The sequence below is a fragment of the Ruegeria sp. BE10 genome (assembly GCF_056538905.1).
Genome location: NZ_JBQFTX010000003.1, coordinates 223567 through 238191, shown reverse-complemented (window position 1 = coordinate 238191; position 14625 = coordinate 223567). Strand labels below are relative to the sequence as shown.

The 14625-nt window shown below is 57.1% G+C and carries 17 protein-coding genes; 5 read left to right on the top strand and 12 right to left on the bottom strand.

All coding sequences use genetic code 11. The features are described from left to right. Nucleotides 1-29 precede the first annotated feature (29 nt). Nucleotides 30-473: an Lrp/AsnC family transcriptional regulator gene (locus ACR0M2_RS09380; protein ID WP_174818870.1), complete on the bottom strand. Its 444-nt coding sequence runs from the start codon at nt 471-473 to the stop codon at nt 30-32. A 199-nt stretch (nt 474-672) separates the two neighbouring features. Between ACR0M2_RS09380 and ACR0M2_RS09375 the strand changes: the two genes are divergently transcribed. From ACR0M2_RS09375 to rplT, 4 genes are all read left to right on the top strand, one after another. Further along, nucleotides 673-1110, top strand: a complete 438-nt coding sequence (locus ACR0M2_RS09375; RefSeq protein WP_170359925.1) for a universal stress protein — start codon at nt 673-675, stop codon at nt 1108-1110. Nucleotides 1111-1124: 14 nt separating this feature from the next. Next, nucleotides 1125-2675 carry an alanine/glycine:cation symporter family protein gene (locus ACR0M2_RS09370; protein ID WP_170350296.1) on the top strand — a complete coding sequence of 517 codons (1551 nt, stop codon included), beginning with the start codon at nt 1125-1127 and terminating at the stop codon, nt 2673-2675. A 183-nt stretch (nt 2676-2858) separates the two neighbouring features. Continuing rightward, the gene (gene rpmI / locus ACR0M2_RS09365; RefSeq protein WP_010443552.1) at nt 2859-3059 is read left to right on the top strand and encodes a 50S ribosomal protein L35; all 201 of its coding nucleotides are present in this window, start codon (nt 2859-2861) and stop codon (nt 3057-3059) included. A gap of 14 nt (nt 3060-3073) precedes the next feature. Further along, nucleotides 3074-3439 (top strand): 50S ribosomal protein L20, encoded by a 366-nt coding sequence (rplT, locus tag ACR0M2_RS09360; protein WP_152457001.1) that lies wholly within the window; start codon nt 3074-3076, stop codon nt 3437-3439. Nucleotides 3440-3557: 118 nt separating this feature from the next. Here rplT and ACR0M2_RS09355 read toward each other — a convergent pair whose 3' ends face one another. From ACR0M2_RS09355 to ACR0M2_RS09345, 3 genes are all read right to left on the bottom strand, one after another. Continuing rightward, nucleotides 3558-4187 carry a C39 family peptidase gene (locus ACR0M2_RS09355; RefSeq protein ID WP_170359927.1) on the bottom strand — a complete coding sequence of 210 codons (630 nt, stop codon included), beginning with the start codon at nt 4185-4187 and terminating at the stop codon, nt 3558-3560. Between the two features lie 235 nt (nt 4188-4422). Further along, the gene (locus ACR0M2_RS09350; RefSeq protein WP_480704757.1) at nt 4423-4884 is read right to left on the bottom strand and encodes a hypothetical protein; all 462 of its coding nucleotides are present in this window, start codon (nt 4882-4884) and stop codon (nt 4423-4425) included. A 122-nt stretch (nt 4885-5006) separates the two neighbouring features. Beyond that, nucleotides 5007-6398: an aminotransferase family protein gene (locus tag ACR0M2_RS09345; RefSeq protein ID WP_170350299.1), complete on the bottom strand. Its 1392-nt coding sequence runs from the start codon at nt 6396-6398 to the stop codon at nt 5007-5009. Nucleotides 6399-6619: 221 nt separating this feature from the next. Between ACR0M2_RS09345 and ACR0M2_RS09340 the strand changes: the two genes are divergently transcribed. Then, nucleotides 6620-8248, top strand: coding sequence for an acyl-CoA synthetase (locus ACR0M2_RS09340; RefSeq protein WP_480704755.1), 1629 nt, complete (start codon nt 6620-6622; stop codon nt 8246-8248). On the opposite strand, the gene ACR0M2_RS09335 is transcribed toward ACR0M2_RS09340, so the two are convergent. The 8 genes from ACR0M2_RS09335 to ACR0M2_RS09300 all read right to left on the bottom strand — a co-directional run bounded on the left by ACR0M2_RS09335 (nt 8245) and on the right by ACR0M2_RS09300 (nt 14625). Then, nucleotides 8245-8586: a DOPA 4,5-dioxygenase family protein gene (locus ACR0M2_RS09335; RefSeq protein WP_480704753.1), complete on the bottom strand. Its 342-nt coding sequence runs from the start codon at nt 8584-8586 to the stop codon at nt 8245-8247. The genes ACR0M2_RS09340 and ACR0M2_RS09335 overlap by 4 nt on opposite strands. An 89-nt stretch (nt 8587-8675) precedes the next feature. Beyond that, a complete protein-coding gene (maiA, locus tag ACR0M2_RS09330; protein ID WP_480704751.1) occupies nt 8676-9314 on the bottom strand; it encodes a maleylacetoacetate isomerase in 639 nt (212 codons plus the stop codon). A 4-nt stretch (nt 9315-9318) separates the two neighbouring features. After that, complete coding sequence (locus ACR0M2_RS09325; protein ID WP_170350302.1) at nt 9319-9516, bottom strand: DUF2783 domain-containing protein; 198 nt, start codon at nt 9514-9516, stop codon at nt 9319-9321. 4 nt (nt 9517-9520) lie between these two features. Further along, on the bottom strand, nt 9521-11131 hold the full coding sequence (locus ACR0M2_RS09320) for an FAD-dependent oxidoreductase (protein WP_480704749.1): 1611 nt from the start codon (nt 11129-11131) through the stop codon (nt 9521-9523). Between the two features lie 136 nt (nt 11132-11267). After that, nucleotides 11268-12218, bottom strand: coding sequence for an MBL fold metallo-hydrolase (locus ACR0M2_RS09315; protein ID WP_480704747.1), 951 nt, complete (start codon nt 12216-12218; stop codon nt 11268-11270). Beyond that, on the bottom strand, nt 12218-12694 hold the full coding sequence (locus ACR0M2_RS09310; protein WP_170359943.1) for a DUF2059 domain-containing protein: 477 nt from the start codon (nt 12692-12694) through the stop codon (nt 12218-12220). Before ACR0M2_RS09310 ends, ACR0M2_RS09315 begins: the two co-directional genes overlap by 1 nt. 28 nt (nt 12695-12722) lie before the next feature. Continuing rightward, nucleotides 12723-13979, bottom strand: coding sequence for a fumarylacetoacetase (gene fahA, locus ACR0M2_RS09305; protein ID WP_170411425.1), 1257 nt, complete (start codon nt 13977-13979; stop codon nt 12723-12725). Between the two features lie 22 nt (nt 13980-14001). Then, the gene (locus ACR0M2_RS09300) at nt 14002-14625 is read right to left on the bottom strand and encodes a LysE family translocator (RefSeq protein ID WP_170411422.1); all 624 of its coding nucleotides are present in this window, start codon (nt 14623-14625) and stop codon (nt 14002-14004) included.

Here is a 14625-nt window from a genome sequence, read left to right as displayed (position 1 = left end):
ATGCTGCCTCATGGCAGACAGGTCACTTGTCAAGCGACAGGGCTTTTTACGATCTCCATTACAGTAAATGAGCTGGTCTGGTGAATTCCAGGCAGCTTATTTATTTTCTCACCGAGGATATCGCGGAAGTGCGTGATATCCCGCGTGCGGACTGTCAGGAGATAATCAAACGATCCTGCCACCATTAAGCAGCTTTCAATTTCTGGAATATTGCGGACAGCGTCATTGAACCTACCAAGAGATTGCTCAGCCGTCGCGGCCAGTGAAACCTGCACAACGGTGACCAAAGCTAGCCCCATTCGCTCTTTATCGACGATGGCACAATAGCCTTTGATGTACCCGTTTTTTTCTAAGCGCTTGACCCGCTCGGAACAGGGAGTATTGGTCAGGTTGACACGTGCCGCAAGATCGACGATTGACAACCTTCCGTTGATTTCCAGCTCTTGCAGTATGCGTTGGTCTATTTTGTCCAATTCTCTATCGATCAGTAAAAATCCCTGAAATTTTAGCGCAAGACGACATTTTTCACTGAATATAGACTAAAATAATCCCCAATTCCTAGTGATTATTCCTGATACTTATCTGAAGACAGCTGCGTCAATGTGTTCCAAGTTTGGCTGTCTTGTCGAGGGCACGGGCCTCGACCCAACGAAAAAAAATTGGAGAACCGACATGACAACAAAAATTGTCATTGGACTGGACGGGACAGAGACCGGGGAGCGCGCGATCGCTTTTGCCAAGGATTTGGCAGGGCGCATCGGTTCATGCGAGTTGCTTGTGGTTTATGTAATCGAATGGTCCCCATTTACTTTTCAAACACCTGAAGAAAATGCCCTGCGCCATAAGCGGCGCGAGGAAGAGGTCGAATTGGCCTCGACACGGATCGTCACCCCTGCGGTGGAAGCTTTGAACGCGGCCGGTTTTACGGCCCATGGCATTGTACGCCATGGTGACGTGGCTGAAACGCTGAACGCGATCACAGTCGAAAACGGTGGTACCCAGATCGTCGTCGGGCGCGCCTCGGCGGATGGGTTCAAGAAACGGCTCTTTGGCAGCTCGACCCAGAATCTGGTCATGCATGCCGATGTACCGGTCACCGTTGTGAACTGAGCGGAGGGACGAGAATGAATATGCTTAAAAAACTGGGCTTTGCCACAGCGGCTGCCCTGTTCGCCAGCCCCGCTTTAGCCCAAGAGGCGCCGGGTCTGGACGACAAGATCAACCAAGCCTTTGCTGATTTCACCGGGCCGTTCGTTAGCTTTATCTTTGCCCCGTTTCCGGGCACTAGCTTCCCTTGGATCGTGGGTTGGCTGGTCGTCGCGGCCACAGTGTTCACGCTGTATTTTGCCTTTGTGCAGCTGCGGTTCTTTAGTCACGCGATCAGCCTTGTGAAAGGCGACTATTCCGATCCCAACGATGCGGGTGAGGTCAGCCACTTTCAGGCGTTGGCCACGGCGCTTTCAGGAACGGTCGGTTTGGGCAACATCGCTGGTGTGGCGGTGGCCGTCGGGATCGGCGGGCCGGGCGCCACGTTCTGGATGATCGTCGCGGGCCTGCTGGGCATGGCGTCGAAATTCACTGAGTGTACGCTGGGCGTGAAATACCGCAACGAATACGACGACGGCACCGTTTCCGGTGGCCCGATGTATTACATGTCCAAAGGGTTCAGTGAGCTGGGCTTGCCGGGCGGTAAGATACTGGCTGTTCTGTTTTCGATCTTCTGTATTCTTGGCGCGCTGGGCGGGGGCAACATGTTCCAGGCCAATCAGGCGCACCAACAGATTGCAGGCATTGTCGGGGATTATCCGGGCTGGATTACAGGCCTGGTCTTTGCCGGTATCGTGTTTGCAGTGATCGTGGGCGGCCTGAAATCAATCGCGCGCGTCACCGAAAAGGTCGTGCCGTTCATGGGTGTTATGTACGTGGCGGCAGCACTAGTGATCATCATCATGCACGCAGACCAGATCGGCTGGGCCTTCGGCCAGATTTTTGCGGGTGCCTTCACTGGCCTCGGCATCGCAGGCGGTATGGTTGGGGCGCTGATCCAGGGCTTCCGCCGTGCGGCGTTCTCGAACGAGGCGGGCGTTGGTTCTGCGGCGATTGCCCACTCGGCCGTGCGGACCAAAGAGCCGATCACCGAGGGCTTCGTGTCGCTGCTTGAGCCGTTCATCGATACGGTCGTGATCTGTACAATGACTGCACTGGTGATCATCATCACTCAGCAGCTGATCATCGACCCGGAAACCGGCCTTTACATGCTGACCGAAGATGGTTCGGCTATTGCCACCGTTGACGGTAATTCGGGTGTCAGCCTGACGTCTGCGGCGTTTGGCAGTGCGTTCAGCTGGTTCCCCTATGTTCTGGCGATCGCGGTGGTTCTGTTTGCCTTCTCTACCATGATCAGTTGGTCCTATTATGGCCTCAAGGCCTGGACTTATCTGTTCGGCGAAGGACACACCAAAGAGCTGGTGTTCAAGGTCATCTTCTGCATCTTCGTTGTCATCGGTGCGGCGGCCAACCTTGGTCCGGTCATCGACTTCTCGGATGCGGCGATCTTTGCAATGGCGGTTGTGAACGTCTTTGCGCTCTACTTCCTGATGAAAGTGGTGCGCGAAGAGCTGGCCAGCTATGCAGCCCGCCTGAAAAGCGGCGAAATCCGCAAATTCGAGCACTAAAATCACTCCACCGGGGCGGCCAACGCTGCCCCGGTGCCTGACCACCCTGCGAAAAGCGCAGATTCTGGTCAAAACCCCCTTGCCAGTATGGAAGAACTTGCGTAAACGGCGCTTCTGATCGCGTGACCGGCCAATGTGGCATGCCGAGTCGCGTCAAGTACCGAACCCCGAAAGGAGACGGAAATGCCTAAGATGAAGACAAAGTCGAGCGCCAAGAAGCGCTTTAAGGTGACTGCGACCGGTAAAGTCCTTGCTGGCCAGGCCGGCAAACGTCACGGCATGATCAAGCGGACCAAGAAGTTCATCCGCGACGCCCGTGGCAACACCACCCTGTCCGCCCCCGACGCCAAGATCGTCAAGGGCTACATGCCCTACGACCGCTAAGAGGAGATTAACAGATGTCCCGCGTTAAAGGTGGAACCGTAACTCACGCCCGTCACAAGAAGGTTATCAAGGCAGCCAAAGGTTACTATGGCCGCCGCAAAAGCACCTTCAAGGTTGCCCGTCAGGCCGTCGACAAGGCCAACCAGTACGCAACCCGCGACCGTAAGAACCGCAAGCGCAACTTCCGCGCGCTGTGGATCCAGCGGATCAACGCTGCTGTGCGTTCGCATGACGAAGCACTGACATATTCCCGCTTCATCAACGGCCTGAACCTGGCCGGTATCGAAGTGGACCGCAAAGTTCTGGCCGACCTGGCCGTGCACGAACCGGAAGCGTTCGGCGCGATCGTCGCCAAAGCTCAGGCCGCTCTGACTGCCTGATCCTCTGAAAAGAGACAGTGAATGAAAGGCCGTCCCTTTGGGGCGGCCTTTTTTGCAAGCCCACACAAGTGCGATACTTAATTGGAACACAAAACGCGCTGCTTTGAAATTCTCCGCGCTATTTCTTCGGATAGGCAAAAAATGCGCTGCGCGAATGTCCAAATCGGTGATTGTGCCAGTTTTCGCGCAACGAAGCGTAGCTTATAATGCGAGATTGGTTTCCCGGAAGATTGGGGTCTCGAACAAAGACGACCTGTTTCGCGTCGTCAAAGCCTATCAAAACAAAGGTATGACCCGCGTCTTGATGAACATCTATCAATACTGGCAATCCCTTCTCCAAGTTTCGTTTAATCTGCTTAAGCCCAGACGCAAAACCCGAGTTAGTTTTGGGATAATCGCGTATTTTCCAATTATACCCGAGACTTTGAAGCGCATGGTTCATGTCACGCCAATAGGTAAAGTCCGCATTTCTTCGACTTTCTGGCTTGTAACCCTCAGCTAAAGCTTTGAGTTCTCTTGGGTCAGCGGCGTTGCCAAAGTAACTCATAACCATAGCGGCAGAAGTCGGCACACAAAGATTGAGCCCCTGACGGATATGGGGAACATCCAAACGCACAAGGGACTTCGAAATCTGTGGCGGAGGAAGTTTATTGTGAGAAACCGCCCCATACTTCCAACTTATTTCCGCGCTGAGGCACGAAGCACAAAATAGATAAGCAAAAGCAATTAACAACGACGTTCTTTTCATAGCCATCTCGATTAACCATTTGTCAAAATACAACGGAGGCTAGTCTAAAAGCTGTCAATTTGGCAAATGCAGCAATGAAAGAGTCGAGGCTGTTGGGCATCGCGCAAGTGGCCGCTTTGTCTCGTATGGCACGCAATTTGGGTTCTGAGCCCCAGAAGGCCCAGGGCGTTCAACGATGGACCCAGATATTTGGTGTTACATGGCGATATGCGGGGCAATCGCAAATAAGCATCACCTAATTGTTGCTATCCTTCTTCACCAACTGCGCTGCAAAGGCCACGCCGGCTCCCGGTCCCGCATAGGTGACCATGATCACGTCATCCAGATAGACACCGTTGAAAATCCCAGCCGAGACGTCATCCCCCGATATCCCGGCCTCAGCCAATACGAACCGGGTGGGGTCATCCAGGCTGAAGGTGCCCATTGCTTCCTCGACGATCCATTCGGTGTCACCGATGCGCCGCCAGCGGTTGGTGGCAGTGATAAGGTTGCCGTCCAATTTGGTGACTTCCAACTCCATCTCGGTCTGCAGCAGGCCCTTCTCGTGGTTGGGGTTCGATTTGGCGAAGGCCACCAGATAGGTGCCATGCCATGTACCGACGATCTGAGGGAAGCCGCTGCCGTCTTCGGCACTGGCGGGGGCTGCAAGGGCTAGCACAAGGGCGGCGGCAACGCTGCGGAAAAGGTTGAGTGTCATGGGGCGATCTCCTGCAAAGGGTGCCATCAGGCTACCCGAGTTCTGGAAATTGGCAAACCATGGTTTAGAAACAAAAAAACCGGCGCCGAAAGCGCCGGTTTTCATAAGCTTTGTGCAGCGACTTAGCCGAACACACGACCAAGCGCGCCGTCGACGGCGTCGGTGATCTGGTCGATGTCATCTGCCGTTGCGATCAGCGCGGGCGAGAAGCACAGCGTGTTGTTGCGGCTGGGGATCGAGCGGTTGGTGGCACCGATGATGACGCCTTGCGCCATACAATCAGCCACAACGGCCTGAACCTTTTTCTCGTCCATCGGCTCTTTGGTTGAACGGTCTGCGACCAGCTCGGCACCCAGGAACAGGCCCTTGCCACGCACATCGCCGATGACCTTGTGCTTTTCCATCAGCGCCTGCAGGTTGCCCATCATACGGTCACCCATGTCGGCGCAGTTGCCCAGCAGGTTTTCGTCTTGAATGATGCGCATGTTTTCAACCGCAGCTGCCGGGCCGGCGGTGCAGCCACCAAAGGTCGAGATGTCGCGGAAATAGCTCATCGGATCAGCGGCATCGTCCTTGAACATGTCAAAGACTTCCTCGGTGGTGACCATGCAGGCAATCGCCGCATAGCCCGAGGCAACGCCTTTGGCCATGGTCACGAAGTCCGGCTTGATGCCGTATTGCTGATAGCCGAACCAAGTGCCGGTCCGGCCAACGCCGCAGACCACTTCGTCGATATGCAGCAGCACGTCGTACTTCTTGCAGATTTCCTGCACGCGCTGCCAATAGCCTTCGGGCGCTTCGATCACGCCGCCGCCTGCGGTTACCGGCTCAAGGCACAGGGCGCCAACGGTGTCGGGACCTTCGCGCAGGATGACCTCTTCGATCTGATCTGCGGCCCAGACGCCAAAGTTTTCTTCGGGCGCGCCGTCCAGCTCGTGCTTGCGGTACTCCATGCAGTGGGGCACGCGCACGAAATCGGGCGCGAAGGGGCCGTACTGGGCGTTGCGCTCGTCCTGACCGCCTGCCGACATGGTCGCCAGGGTCGAGCCGTGATAGTCACGGTCGCGGTACAGGATTTTGGTCTTTTTACCGCCATAGCGCTTATGCGCGATCTGACGGACCATCTTGAAGGCCTTCTCGTTCGCCTCAGAGCCCGAGTTGGTGTAGTACACCCGGCTCATGCCCGGCATTTTGTCGATCAGCATTTCGGCAAAAATCGAACCGGGGATCGAACCTGCGGTATTGGCGAAATAGCACAGCTTCATCAGCTGTTCGTAGACCGCCTTACAGATTGATTCGCGGCCATAGCCAACGTTGACGGTCCAAACTCCACCGGACACGGCGTCCAGATGCTCTTTGCCCTTTTGATCCCAAACGCGCATGCCCTTGCCTTCGACAATGATGCGTGGGTCATTGGTTTCAAAGGGTTTATGCTGGATCAGGTGATGCCAGATGTGGGCGCGGTCGGCTTCGACTACGCGGGAAAGATCGTTTTCGTTGAACGTGCCGTCCATGACATGTCCTTTCAATAAAGCTCGTTGCACGGATTGCAGGGGCTATCCCGAACCGGCAGATGTTTTCGATGGCTCAGATCACCTTGAATGGCCTGTCGGAGATAGGGCCAGATTGCACCATCCCGTATTGCCAGTCCATTCCTGAGACGTATTTTTACGGGTTTGTCAGGGGCTCAACTTTGTGCTCAATTCGCGCAAATCGCGATTGGGAGGATCAGCGGATGGGAGCCACACAAATTTACGAGCGTCATCTGGACAAATGCCGGGCCAACTATGTGCCGTTGTCCCCGTTGAGCTTTCTCGAGCGCACAGCGCAGGTTTACCCTGATTACCCCTCGGTTGTGTATGGTGATCGCCGGTATAGCTGGGCCGAGACCTATGCCCGATGCCGCCGTCTGGCGGGCGCATTGGTCGCACGTGGAATAGGGCAGGGCGACACTGTGTCGATTATTGCCGCCAATATCCCTGAAATGTACGAGGCACATTTTGGCGTGCCCATGGCCGGTGCCGTTTTGAACGCGATCAACACGCGTTTGGATGCGGCGATCATTGCCTTCATCCTTAATCACGCGGAATCCAAGGTGCTGCTGGTCGATCCCGAATTTTCGGGTGTGGTGAAAGAGGCGCTGAAACAGGTCGACCACGACCTGCTGGTCATTGATATCGAAGACGCCAGTTTTGAGGGCGGAGAAAAGTTGGGCAACCTGACCTATGACGCCTTGCTGGCAGACAGCGATCCGGAATTTGAGTGGTCCTTGCCCAAAGACGAATGGGACGCGATCACGCTGAATTACACGTCCGGGACAACGGGCAATCCGAAAGGCGTGGTTTATCACCATCGGGGCGCGGCGCTGAACGCACAGTCGGACTTGTTGGATTGGGATATGCCGAAACACGCGGTCTATCTGTGGACCTTGCCGATGTTCCATTGCAATGGCTGGTGTTTTCCATGGGCGATGGCGGCCAATGCGGGCGTTTCGGTCTGTCTGCGCGCGGTGCGGGCCGAGCCGATCTATGCAGCCTTCAGGGATGAGAAGGTTACGCATTTCTGTGGCGCGCCGATTGTGCTGAATATGCTGGCCCATGCGCCGGATGAACTGAAAGACTTTAATCATCAGATCAAGGTGATGACAGCGGGTGCTCCGCCCCCTGCCGCCGTGATTGAAGGGATGGAGGCCATGGGGGTCGAGGTGACCCATGTATATGGTCTGACCGAGACCTATGGCCCATCGGTGGTCTGCGCCTGGAAAGACGAATGGAACACCAAGGATGCACAGGAACGCGCTGCGCTGAAGGTGCGGCAGGGGGTGCGCTATTCGGCCCTGTCGGGCCTGATGGTGGCCGACCCTGAAACGCTAGAACCTGTACCTGCCGATGGCGAAACCATGGGTGAGATTTTCATGCAGGGCAACGTGGTGATGAAGGGCTATCTGAAAAATCCCGAGGCAACGGACAAAGCCTTTAACGGCGGTTGGTTTGCTTCGGGCGATCTGGGGGTGATGTATCCCGACGGCTATATCGCGCTTAAGGATCGGTCCAAGGACATCATCATTTCAGGGGGCGAGAATATCTCGTCGGTCGAGGTCGAAGGCATCCTGTACAAACACCCAGCAGTGATGGAGGCCGCAGTTGTGGCGCGACCGGACGAAAAATGGGGGGAAACCCCCTGCGCCTTTGTCGAGCTAAAACCTGACGCCACCGCGACCGAGGCGGAGTTGATCGCATTCTGCCGGGATAACATGGCCCATTTCAAAGCGCCTAAGACAGTGGTGTTCGGAACCTTGCCCAAAACCTCAACTGGGAAAGTTCAGAAGTTCGTGCTGAGGGATCAGGCGCGTACGCTGACCTAAGCGCCCATCTTGTCAAAGATCGAAAGGTTCAGCTCAAGCATCTCACCCATCCAGATGGCCCGGTCCCGATGATCCTCGAGGTGCTGTCCGGTTTCGGGGTGGGTGAAGATGGTCAGGCCCTGCCGGTTCAGCATCAGCCAGGGAATGACCTGATCGAACGCGTCCGGTGCAAAGGCCAGCTGGCAGCTCCAGCGTGGGTGAGGGCCGACATTGCGTTCATGCACGCGACCCATATCAATAGAAAACAGCCGTGCCGCTACTTCGCAAACCCGTCGTGCGGCATCCACTGTGTCCGCGTCAAAATAGACATGGGCGTGATAGCCGGTGATCTCGGGCATGGTGACCTCATCCATCTGTTTCACAGAAAACCTAGGCCGAACTTGCAGTCATTCCTATCCTCATCGGCACACATACCCTGTGCGCCGGGTTAAGTAGGGGCATTCGCACCCGGATGTGCCGCGGCAAAGGCGGGATGGTCGGCACAAGCGGCCTCGACCGCAAGGATGCGGGGCAGGTCTGACAAATCAACCTGCCAGCGCCGCGCATTATAGAGTTGCGGCATCAAGCATAGATCGGCCAGCCCTGGGCTGCTGCCCGTGCAATAGGGTGTCTGGTCAAATCCCGCCAGCAGCGTTTCAAACGCCAGCAGGCCGGGTCGGATGAAGTGGCGCATCCAATCGCCCGGCATCCCTTCTGCACCGTTGCTCAGCGTTGTGGCATATTGCGCCACCGACAGGTTGCAGACCGGGTGGATGTCCACCGCGATGGAGTGTGCCAGCGCCGTTGCCTTGGCGCGCAATGCAGGCTCGGCAGGCAATAAGCCCAACCCCCGGCTTTGATCCAGATAGTCGATGATTGCCAAAGATTGCGTCAATCGCAGCCCGTCAATATCCAGCACCGGAACCAGCCCCTGCGGGTTACGCGCAAGATGGTCTTGTGACTTCTGGTCCCCGGCCTTTAGATCAACAAAGACAGGGCGATAGGCAATTCCCGCCAAATTCAGCGCGATGCGCACCCGGTAGCTGGCCGATGAGCGCCAGAAATCAAAAAGAACCACTTCGCCCATTGTTTCAGGTCTCTCTTAGGGCCGCGGCTTCGACTGCCTGGTTCAGCACGTCGGAGTCCCCGATATGGTTCGCCAAAACCAGAACCAGACGCGCGTTCAGCGCGTCGCTTGCGGATTTGTCCAACCCGTCATGGGCGGCCAGCAGTCCGGCATAGAAATCATCGGCATTGTCGAGATTGGGGGTGAGGATCAGATCAGTCATTTTCTTACTCCTTGCCGGTGGCCCGGCGGATCGCCTGCCGGAATGCGTTTTCTTCGTAGCTGTCACGCCGCGCGGCAACATGCTGGTCGGGGCGGATCAGATAGACCGCGCTGGCGGCATCGCCCAGATACCGACGCTTGAGTTCCAGCGTCAGGTCATCCTTGACCGACAACGCAAGCCGGGTGGCTTCAACCCCGTCTTCTTCGATCCGCTCGGGGGCGTCGGCGTCAATGGTCAACAGGGTGAACTTGCCTGCCAATTTTGGCAACAAGAATTCATCGCCCAGCGGCGCATCCGGGCAGGCCGAGCCCGGTCGCGTGATATCCGGGCCGTCCAGTGCATCGGCTGAGCTGAGCGAAGACCCCTGATAGGCGCAGGGCGTGCTCAACCGTCCGGAATTGACCAGAGGGCGGGCAAATTGGAAATGTTCGCTGAGGTCCAGAACCGCGTCTCGCAACAGTCGCGACATCTGGGACTTCGGCGTGATGAAGTCGGTCGAGCGGCTGGATTTCGTGATATTCTCATCCGCTGCCTGCACTCGCTCGCGGCTATAGCTGTCCAGCAAAAGCTCGGGCGCTTTGCCGTCCAGAACCAGTTTCAATTTCCAGCACAGGTTATCAGCGTCCTGAATTCCTGTGTTTGCCCCAAGTGCCCCAAACGGGCTGACCTGATGGGCGCTGTCCCCGGCAAACAGAACGCGCCCATGGCGGAACCGCTCCATCCGGCGGCATTGGAACGTATACACCGATACCCATTCCAGATCGAAATCCACATCCTCGCCCAGCATCGCTTTGAGGCGGGGGATGACATTCTCGGGGCGTTTTTCGCGCTCTTTGTCGATGTCCCAACCCAATTGCAGGTCAATGCGCCAGACATTGTCGGGCTGCTTGTGCAACAGAGCCGACTGCCCGCGATTGAACGGCGGATCGAACCAGAACCAGCGCTCGGTTGGGAGATCGGCTTCCATCACCACGTCGGCGATCAGGAAGTTGTCTTCGAAGACGCGGCCATCGAAATCCAGCCCCAGCATGCGACGGGTCGGAGAGCTGGCACCGTCGCAGGCAATCAGCCACTCGGCTTCGACGTTATAGGGCCCCTCGGGGGTTTCGACCTCAAGCACCACGTGGGTGTCATGGGTGCCGATGGCCTCGACCTTGTTGCGCCCACGGATTTCGATGGGCGCGCCCGAAGCCTGCAATTGCCGCACACGGTCGACCAGAGCATTTTCGAAATAGTATTGCTGAAGATTGATGAAGGCCGGGTTTCCAAAACCCGTGTCGGGTTGCAGATTGAACTCATAGACCTGGCGATTGTCGAAATAGACCTTGCCGACATTCCACTGCACGCCCTTGTCCACCATAGGGCTACCCGCGCCCAGACGGTCAGCAATATCCAGTGTACGTTGCGAAAAGCAGATGGCCCGGCTGCCGAAGCTGACCTTGTCATTGTCATCCAACACCACGACCGGGACACCTTGCTGGGCCAGATCTATCGCAGTGACCAGCCCGACCGGCCCGGCACCGACCACAATGACCTTGTGCCGGATGGCGATGGCAGCGTCCTGATCCGGGCTGCGTTCGTAGGCGTAAAGTGGGACTTCGAAAATCTTGTTCATGGGTTCTCCCCCGATACATATGCGCGCAAGACGCAAATCTCTTGTCCTCTGACGCGGCCACGCCCGAGACCTTGCCCAATGCTTTCATTGATTTTTCCGACGCAAAACGATCTGGATCAAATGCGACGGAATGTCCTTAACTTTGCAGATCCGACCACATCTCAAGGTCGCGCTGGGCGGTCCAGATGCGTGGCGTGTCAATGCCGCGTGCCTCGTCATAGGCGCGCGCGACGTTGAAGGGCAAACAGTGTTCATAGATCGCATAGTCGGCGAATTTGGGGTCGCATTCAGCGCGCACAGCTTCCCAGGCCTGTTTTAAGGTGCCGCCACACGCAGCGACCCGTGCCGCCGGTCGGTAGGTGCTGTTGACGAAGTCGCGGGTGCTTTCAATCGCTGCGTTCACCATGTCTGCGCCGATCAGCGCATCTCCGCGCCCCGGGGCGATGGCATTCAGATCAAACGCCTTGATTGCGTCCAGCGTACCGCCCCAGTCGCGGAAATGCCCGTCACCGCAGTAGCAGGCGGAATGATATTCGACGATGTCGCCAGTGAACATCACGTTCTGGTCTGGCACATGAATCACGATGTCCCCGGCAGTGTGGGCGCGACCCAGGTGCATGAGGTCGACCCTGCGATTGCCCAGATAAACAGTCATCCTGTCCCGAAATGAAGTCGTGGGCCATGTCAGGCCGGGAATGCTTTCGTGCCCTTCAAACAGGCGGGGAAAGCGCTGAAACTCGCTATCCCAATCCTCTTGCCCGCGTTCGGCAACCATAGCGCGGGCCTTGTCCGACATGATGATCTGCTGCGCCTCGTAGGCACTGGCGCCCAGTACACGGACCGCATGATAATGCGTCAGCGCCAAATGTGTAATCGGCTTATCCGTGACCGAACGCACGCAGTCGATCACCTTGCGTGCCAGCTGCGGTGTGGCTTGTGCTTCGATAATCATCACGCTGTCGTCGCCGATGATTACGCCGGAATTTGGATCGCCCTGCGCTGTAAAGGCATATAGGCCCTCGCCAATTTCGGTGAACGAGATCGCCTTCTCAGAAAGATCCGATTGCGAGGCGAAGGCCTTTGTCATCAGTTTGTTTCCTGCAGGATCTTTGCCAACTCAGGTGTGACTTGTAACGTCACGCGCTGCATGTCAGCGGACAGGGCTCCCATGGTTTGCTGCATGAACGGCTGCATTTTGCCCATGATGGCGCTGCCATGCTCTGATCCGTAGAAATCGATCAATGCAGACAGTTCTTCGGCCGAGAACAAGTCAGCGCTGCTGTCGATCATCTGCTGTTCCAATTTCGGACGCAGGCTTTGCATCGCGCCAGACATCACAACACCAATACGCTGCAACTGATCCTCCGTCACAGTAACGCCCGGCGGAAGAGTGGCCGCAACCTGCGCTGCCATACCTTCGGGTGAGAACATGTTGTCCATCATCAATTGCACATCCGGCAACTTCACATATTCCTCGGCTAAGGCTTGATTATCGGCGGCCAAGGCCGAATGGCTGAACCCGATGGCCAGTATCAGAGAAGCAACAAGAGTTTTCAGGGTCACGTTTGATCCAATCACGTTTGGGCACGTTTCATCGTGCATATGGGGTGTCGAGCGCGGCGAGAACGGTTCCGGTGCAATTGCCGAAGCCAATCGTGTAACCGTCACCTTTGGCAGCGCCCTTCAACTCTAACGTGTCGCCATCTTCGATGAAACTGCGGGATTCACCGCTGTCCAGTGTCAGGGGTTCCTTTCCTCCCCAGCTTAGCTCCAGCAGTGAGCCGCGTTCGGGCTTAGTTGGACCCGAAATGGTGCCAGACCCCAGCAGATCGCCGGTGTTCATCGGGCAGCCGGATGTGGTGTGATGCGCCAGTTGCTGCGCGGCTGAATAGTACATTTCCTTGTAATTGGTCCGCGCGATGGTTGTGGCGGCCTTGCCATTGGGCGCCATTGAGATTTCCAGATCGATATCATACAGCATCGGGCCGCAATCTTTCAGGTGATCCAGCAGTTCGACCTCACGTTCCGGAGTGTCGCAGCGGAACGGCTCCAACGCCGCTTTGGTGATGATCCACGGGCTGATCGAAGTGGCCGTGGCCTTGGCCTGAAACGGGCCGAGAGGCTGGTATTCCCAGGCCTGGATATCACGCGCGGACCAGTCGTTCAGCAGGACGTAGCCAAAGATGTTGTCATCCGCCTCCTGCACCGAGATCGGACCCTCCGACGGGGTGCCGACGATGGCGCCCATCTCAAGCTCGATATCGAACCGTGCCGAGGGGGCAAAGCGGGGCGTGTCGTCATTCGGCCCTTTCAGCTGACCCCAGGGGCGGCGAATGTCCGTACCCGAGACAACAACTGACGACGCCCGGCCGTTATAACCGATCGGGATGTGTAGCCAGTTCGGCGGCAGCGCGTTTTCCGGGCCGCGGAACATGGTTCCGACATTCTGGGCGTGATGCCGTCCCGCGTAGAAATCGGTGTATTCGCTGACGGCAAACGGCATGTGCATTTCAGCCTCTGACTGCGCGATAAGCAGGGGTTCGACCTTGTCTTGCTCTTCCGACCCTTCGGTCAGCAAATCTGTCAACCGATCGCGCAGGGCAGCCCAGACGGCGGGGCCTTGCTCCATCAGCGGGTTCCAAAAGGGCAGGTCAAACAGTGGCTCATCGGACAGGTCGATCAAACCCTCGGCTTCAGCCGTGGTGACATCCAGGATCAAGTCTCCGATGGCGACACCACAGCGGGGCTCGTCGCCCCCGGTCGAAAACACGCCATAGGGCAGGTTGTTCAGTGGAAAAGGGTGGGCCGCGTCATTGGCCGAGGCCACCCAGGATTTCATCAAAGGCATCTGTGATCCTTGTTTGTCTGATCTATTGCGCGTCGCGCAAGGATTTTAGCCCCAGCAAAAGCGCGGCCACTATCATGAACCCGCCCCCAGCCCGGTCCAGCCACAACCGCGCTGCACCCTTGAGCCGCGCAGCCAGCCAGCTGGCGCTGCCGCCATAGGCAGTCAGAAACAGCCCGTCGATGGTCAGATAGGTGGCAGAGAGGATTGCGAATTGCGGCCAGAATGGCAGCGCGCCGTCCATGAACAGCGGGAACAGAGCCGCGAAGAACACCACAGCCTTGGGGTTGGCGGCCGAGGTGATGAAACCCTGCATCCAAAGCGCCTTGCGGCTGGCGCGCGGCGCGGTCTGCGTGGTCTTGTGGTCCGCCTTTACGATCATCTTCACCCCAAGGAACACCAGATAGGCCACGCCCAGCCATTTGATCACCGCCAGCGCTGTGCCCGATGCCGCAATGATCGCGGCCAGACCAAGCCCCGCAGCGAGCATTTGCAACAGATTGGCCGTCAGGTCTCCGGCTGCCGTGAACACGCCGCGTTTCAGGCCATTGGTTGCGGAATTGGACAGCATCAGCAATTGGCTGGGGCCGGGTGTGCTCATCAGCAGCAAGACGGTGACGACATAGGTGATCCAGATATCAAAGCTCAT

Bases quoted from the DNA above. Each gene is read 5' to 3' on its own strand.
- ACR0M2_RS09375 (WP_170359925.1), top strand. From the start codon at position 673: ATGACAACAAAAATTGTCATTGGACTGGACGGGACAGAGACCGGGGAG.
- ACR0M2_RS09370 (WP_170350296.1), top strand. From the start codon at position 1,125: ATGAATATGCTTAAAAAACTGGGCTTTGCCACAGCGGCTGCCCTGTTC.
- rpmI (WP_010443552.1), top strand. From the start codon at position 2,859: ATGCCTAAGATGAAGACAAAGTCGAGCGCCAAGAAGCGCTTTAAGGTG.
- rplT (WP_152457001.1), top strand. From the start codon at position 3,074: ATGTCCCGCGTTAAAGGTGGAACCGTAACTCACGCCCGTCACAAGAAG.
- ACR0M2_RS09355 (WP_170359927.1), bottom strand. From the start codon at position 4,187: ATGAAAAGAACGTCGTTGTTAATTGCTTTTGCTTATCTATTTTGTGCT.
- ACR0M2_RS09350 (WP_480704757.1), bottom strand. From the start codon at position 4,884: ATGACACTCAACCTTTTCCGCAGCGTTGCCGCCGCCCTTGTGCTAGCC.
- ACR0M2_RS09345 (WP_170350299.1), bottom strand. From the start codon at position 6,398: ATGGACGGCACGTTCAACGAAAACGATCTTTCCCGCGTAGTCGAAGCC.
- ACR0M2_RS09340 (WP_480704755.1), top strand. From the start codon at position 6,620: ATGGGAGCCACACAAATTTACGAGCGTCATCTGGACAAATGCCGGGCC.
- ACR0M2_RS09335 (WP_480704753.1), bottom strand. From the start codon at position 8,586: ATGCCCGAGATCACCGGCTATCACGCCCATGTCTATTTTGACGCGGAC.
- maiA (WP_480704751.1), bottom strand. From the start codon at position 9,314: ATGGGCGAAGTGGTTCTTTTTGATTTCTGGCGCTCATCGGCCAGCTAC.
- ACR0M2_RS09325 (WP_170350302.1), bottom strand. From the start codon at position 9,516: ATGACTGATCTGATCCTCACCCCCAATCTCGACAATGCCGATGATTTC.
- ACR0M2_RS09320 (WP_480704749.1), bottom strand. From the start codon at position 11,131: ATGAACAAGATTTTCGAAGTCCCACTTTACGCCTACGAACGCAGCCCG.
- ACR0M2_RS09315 (WP_480704747.1), bottom strand. From the start codon at position 12,218: ATGACAAAGGCCTTCGCCTCGCAATCGGATCTTTCTGAGAAGGCGATC.
- fahA (WP_170411425.1), bottom strand. From the start codon at position 13,979: ATGCCTTTGATGAAATCCTGGGTGGCCTCGGCCAATGACGCGGCCCAC.
- ACR0M2_RS09300 (WP_170411422.1), bottom strand. From the start codon at position 14,625: ATGAGCTTTGATATCTGGATCACCTATGTCGTCACCGTCTTGCTGCTG.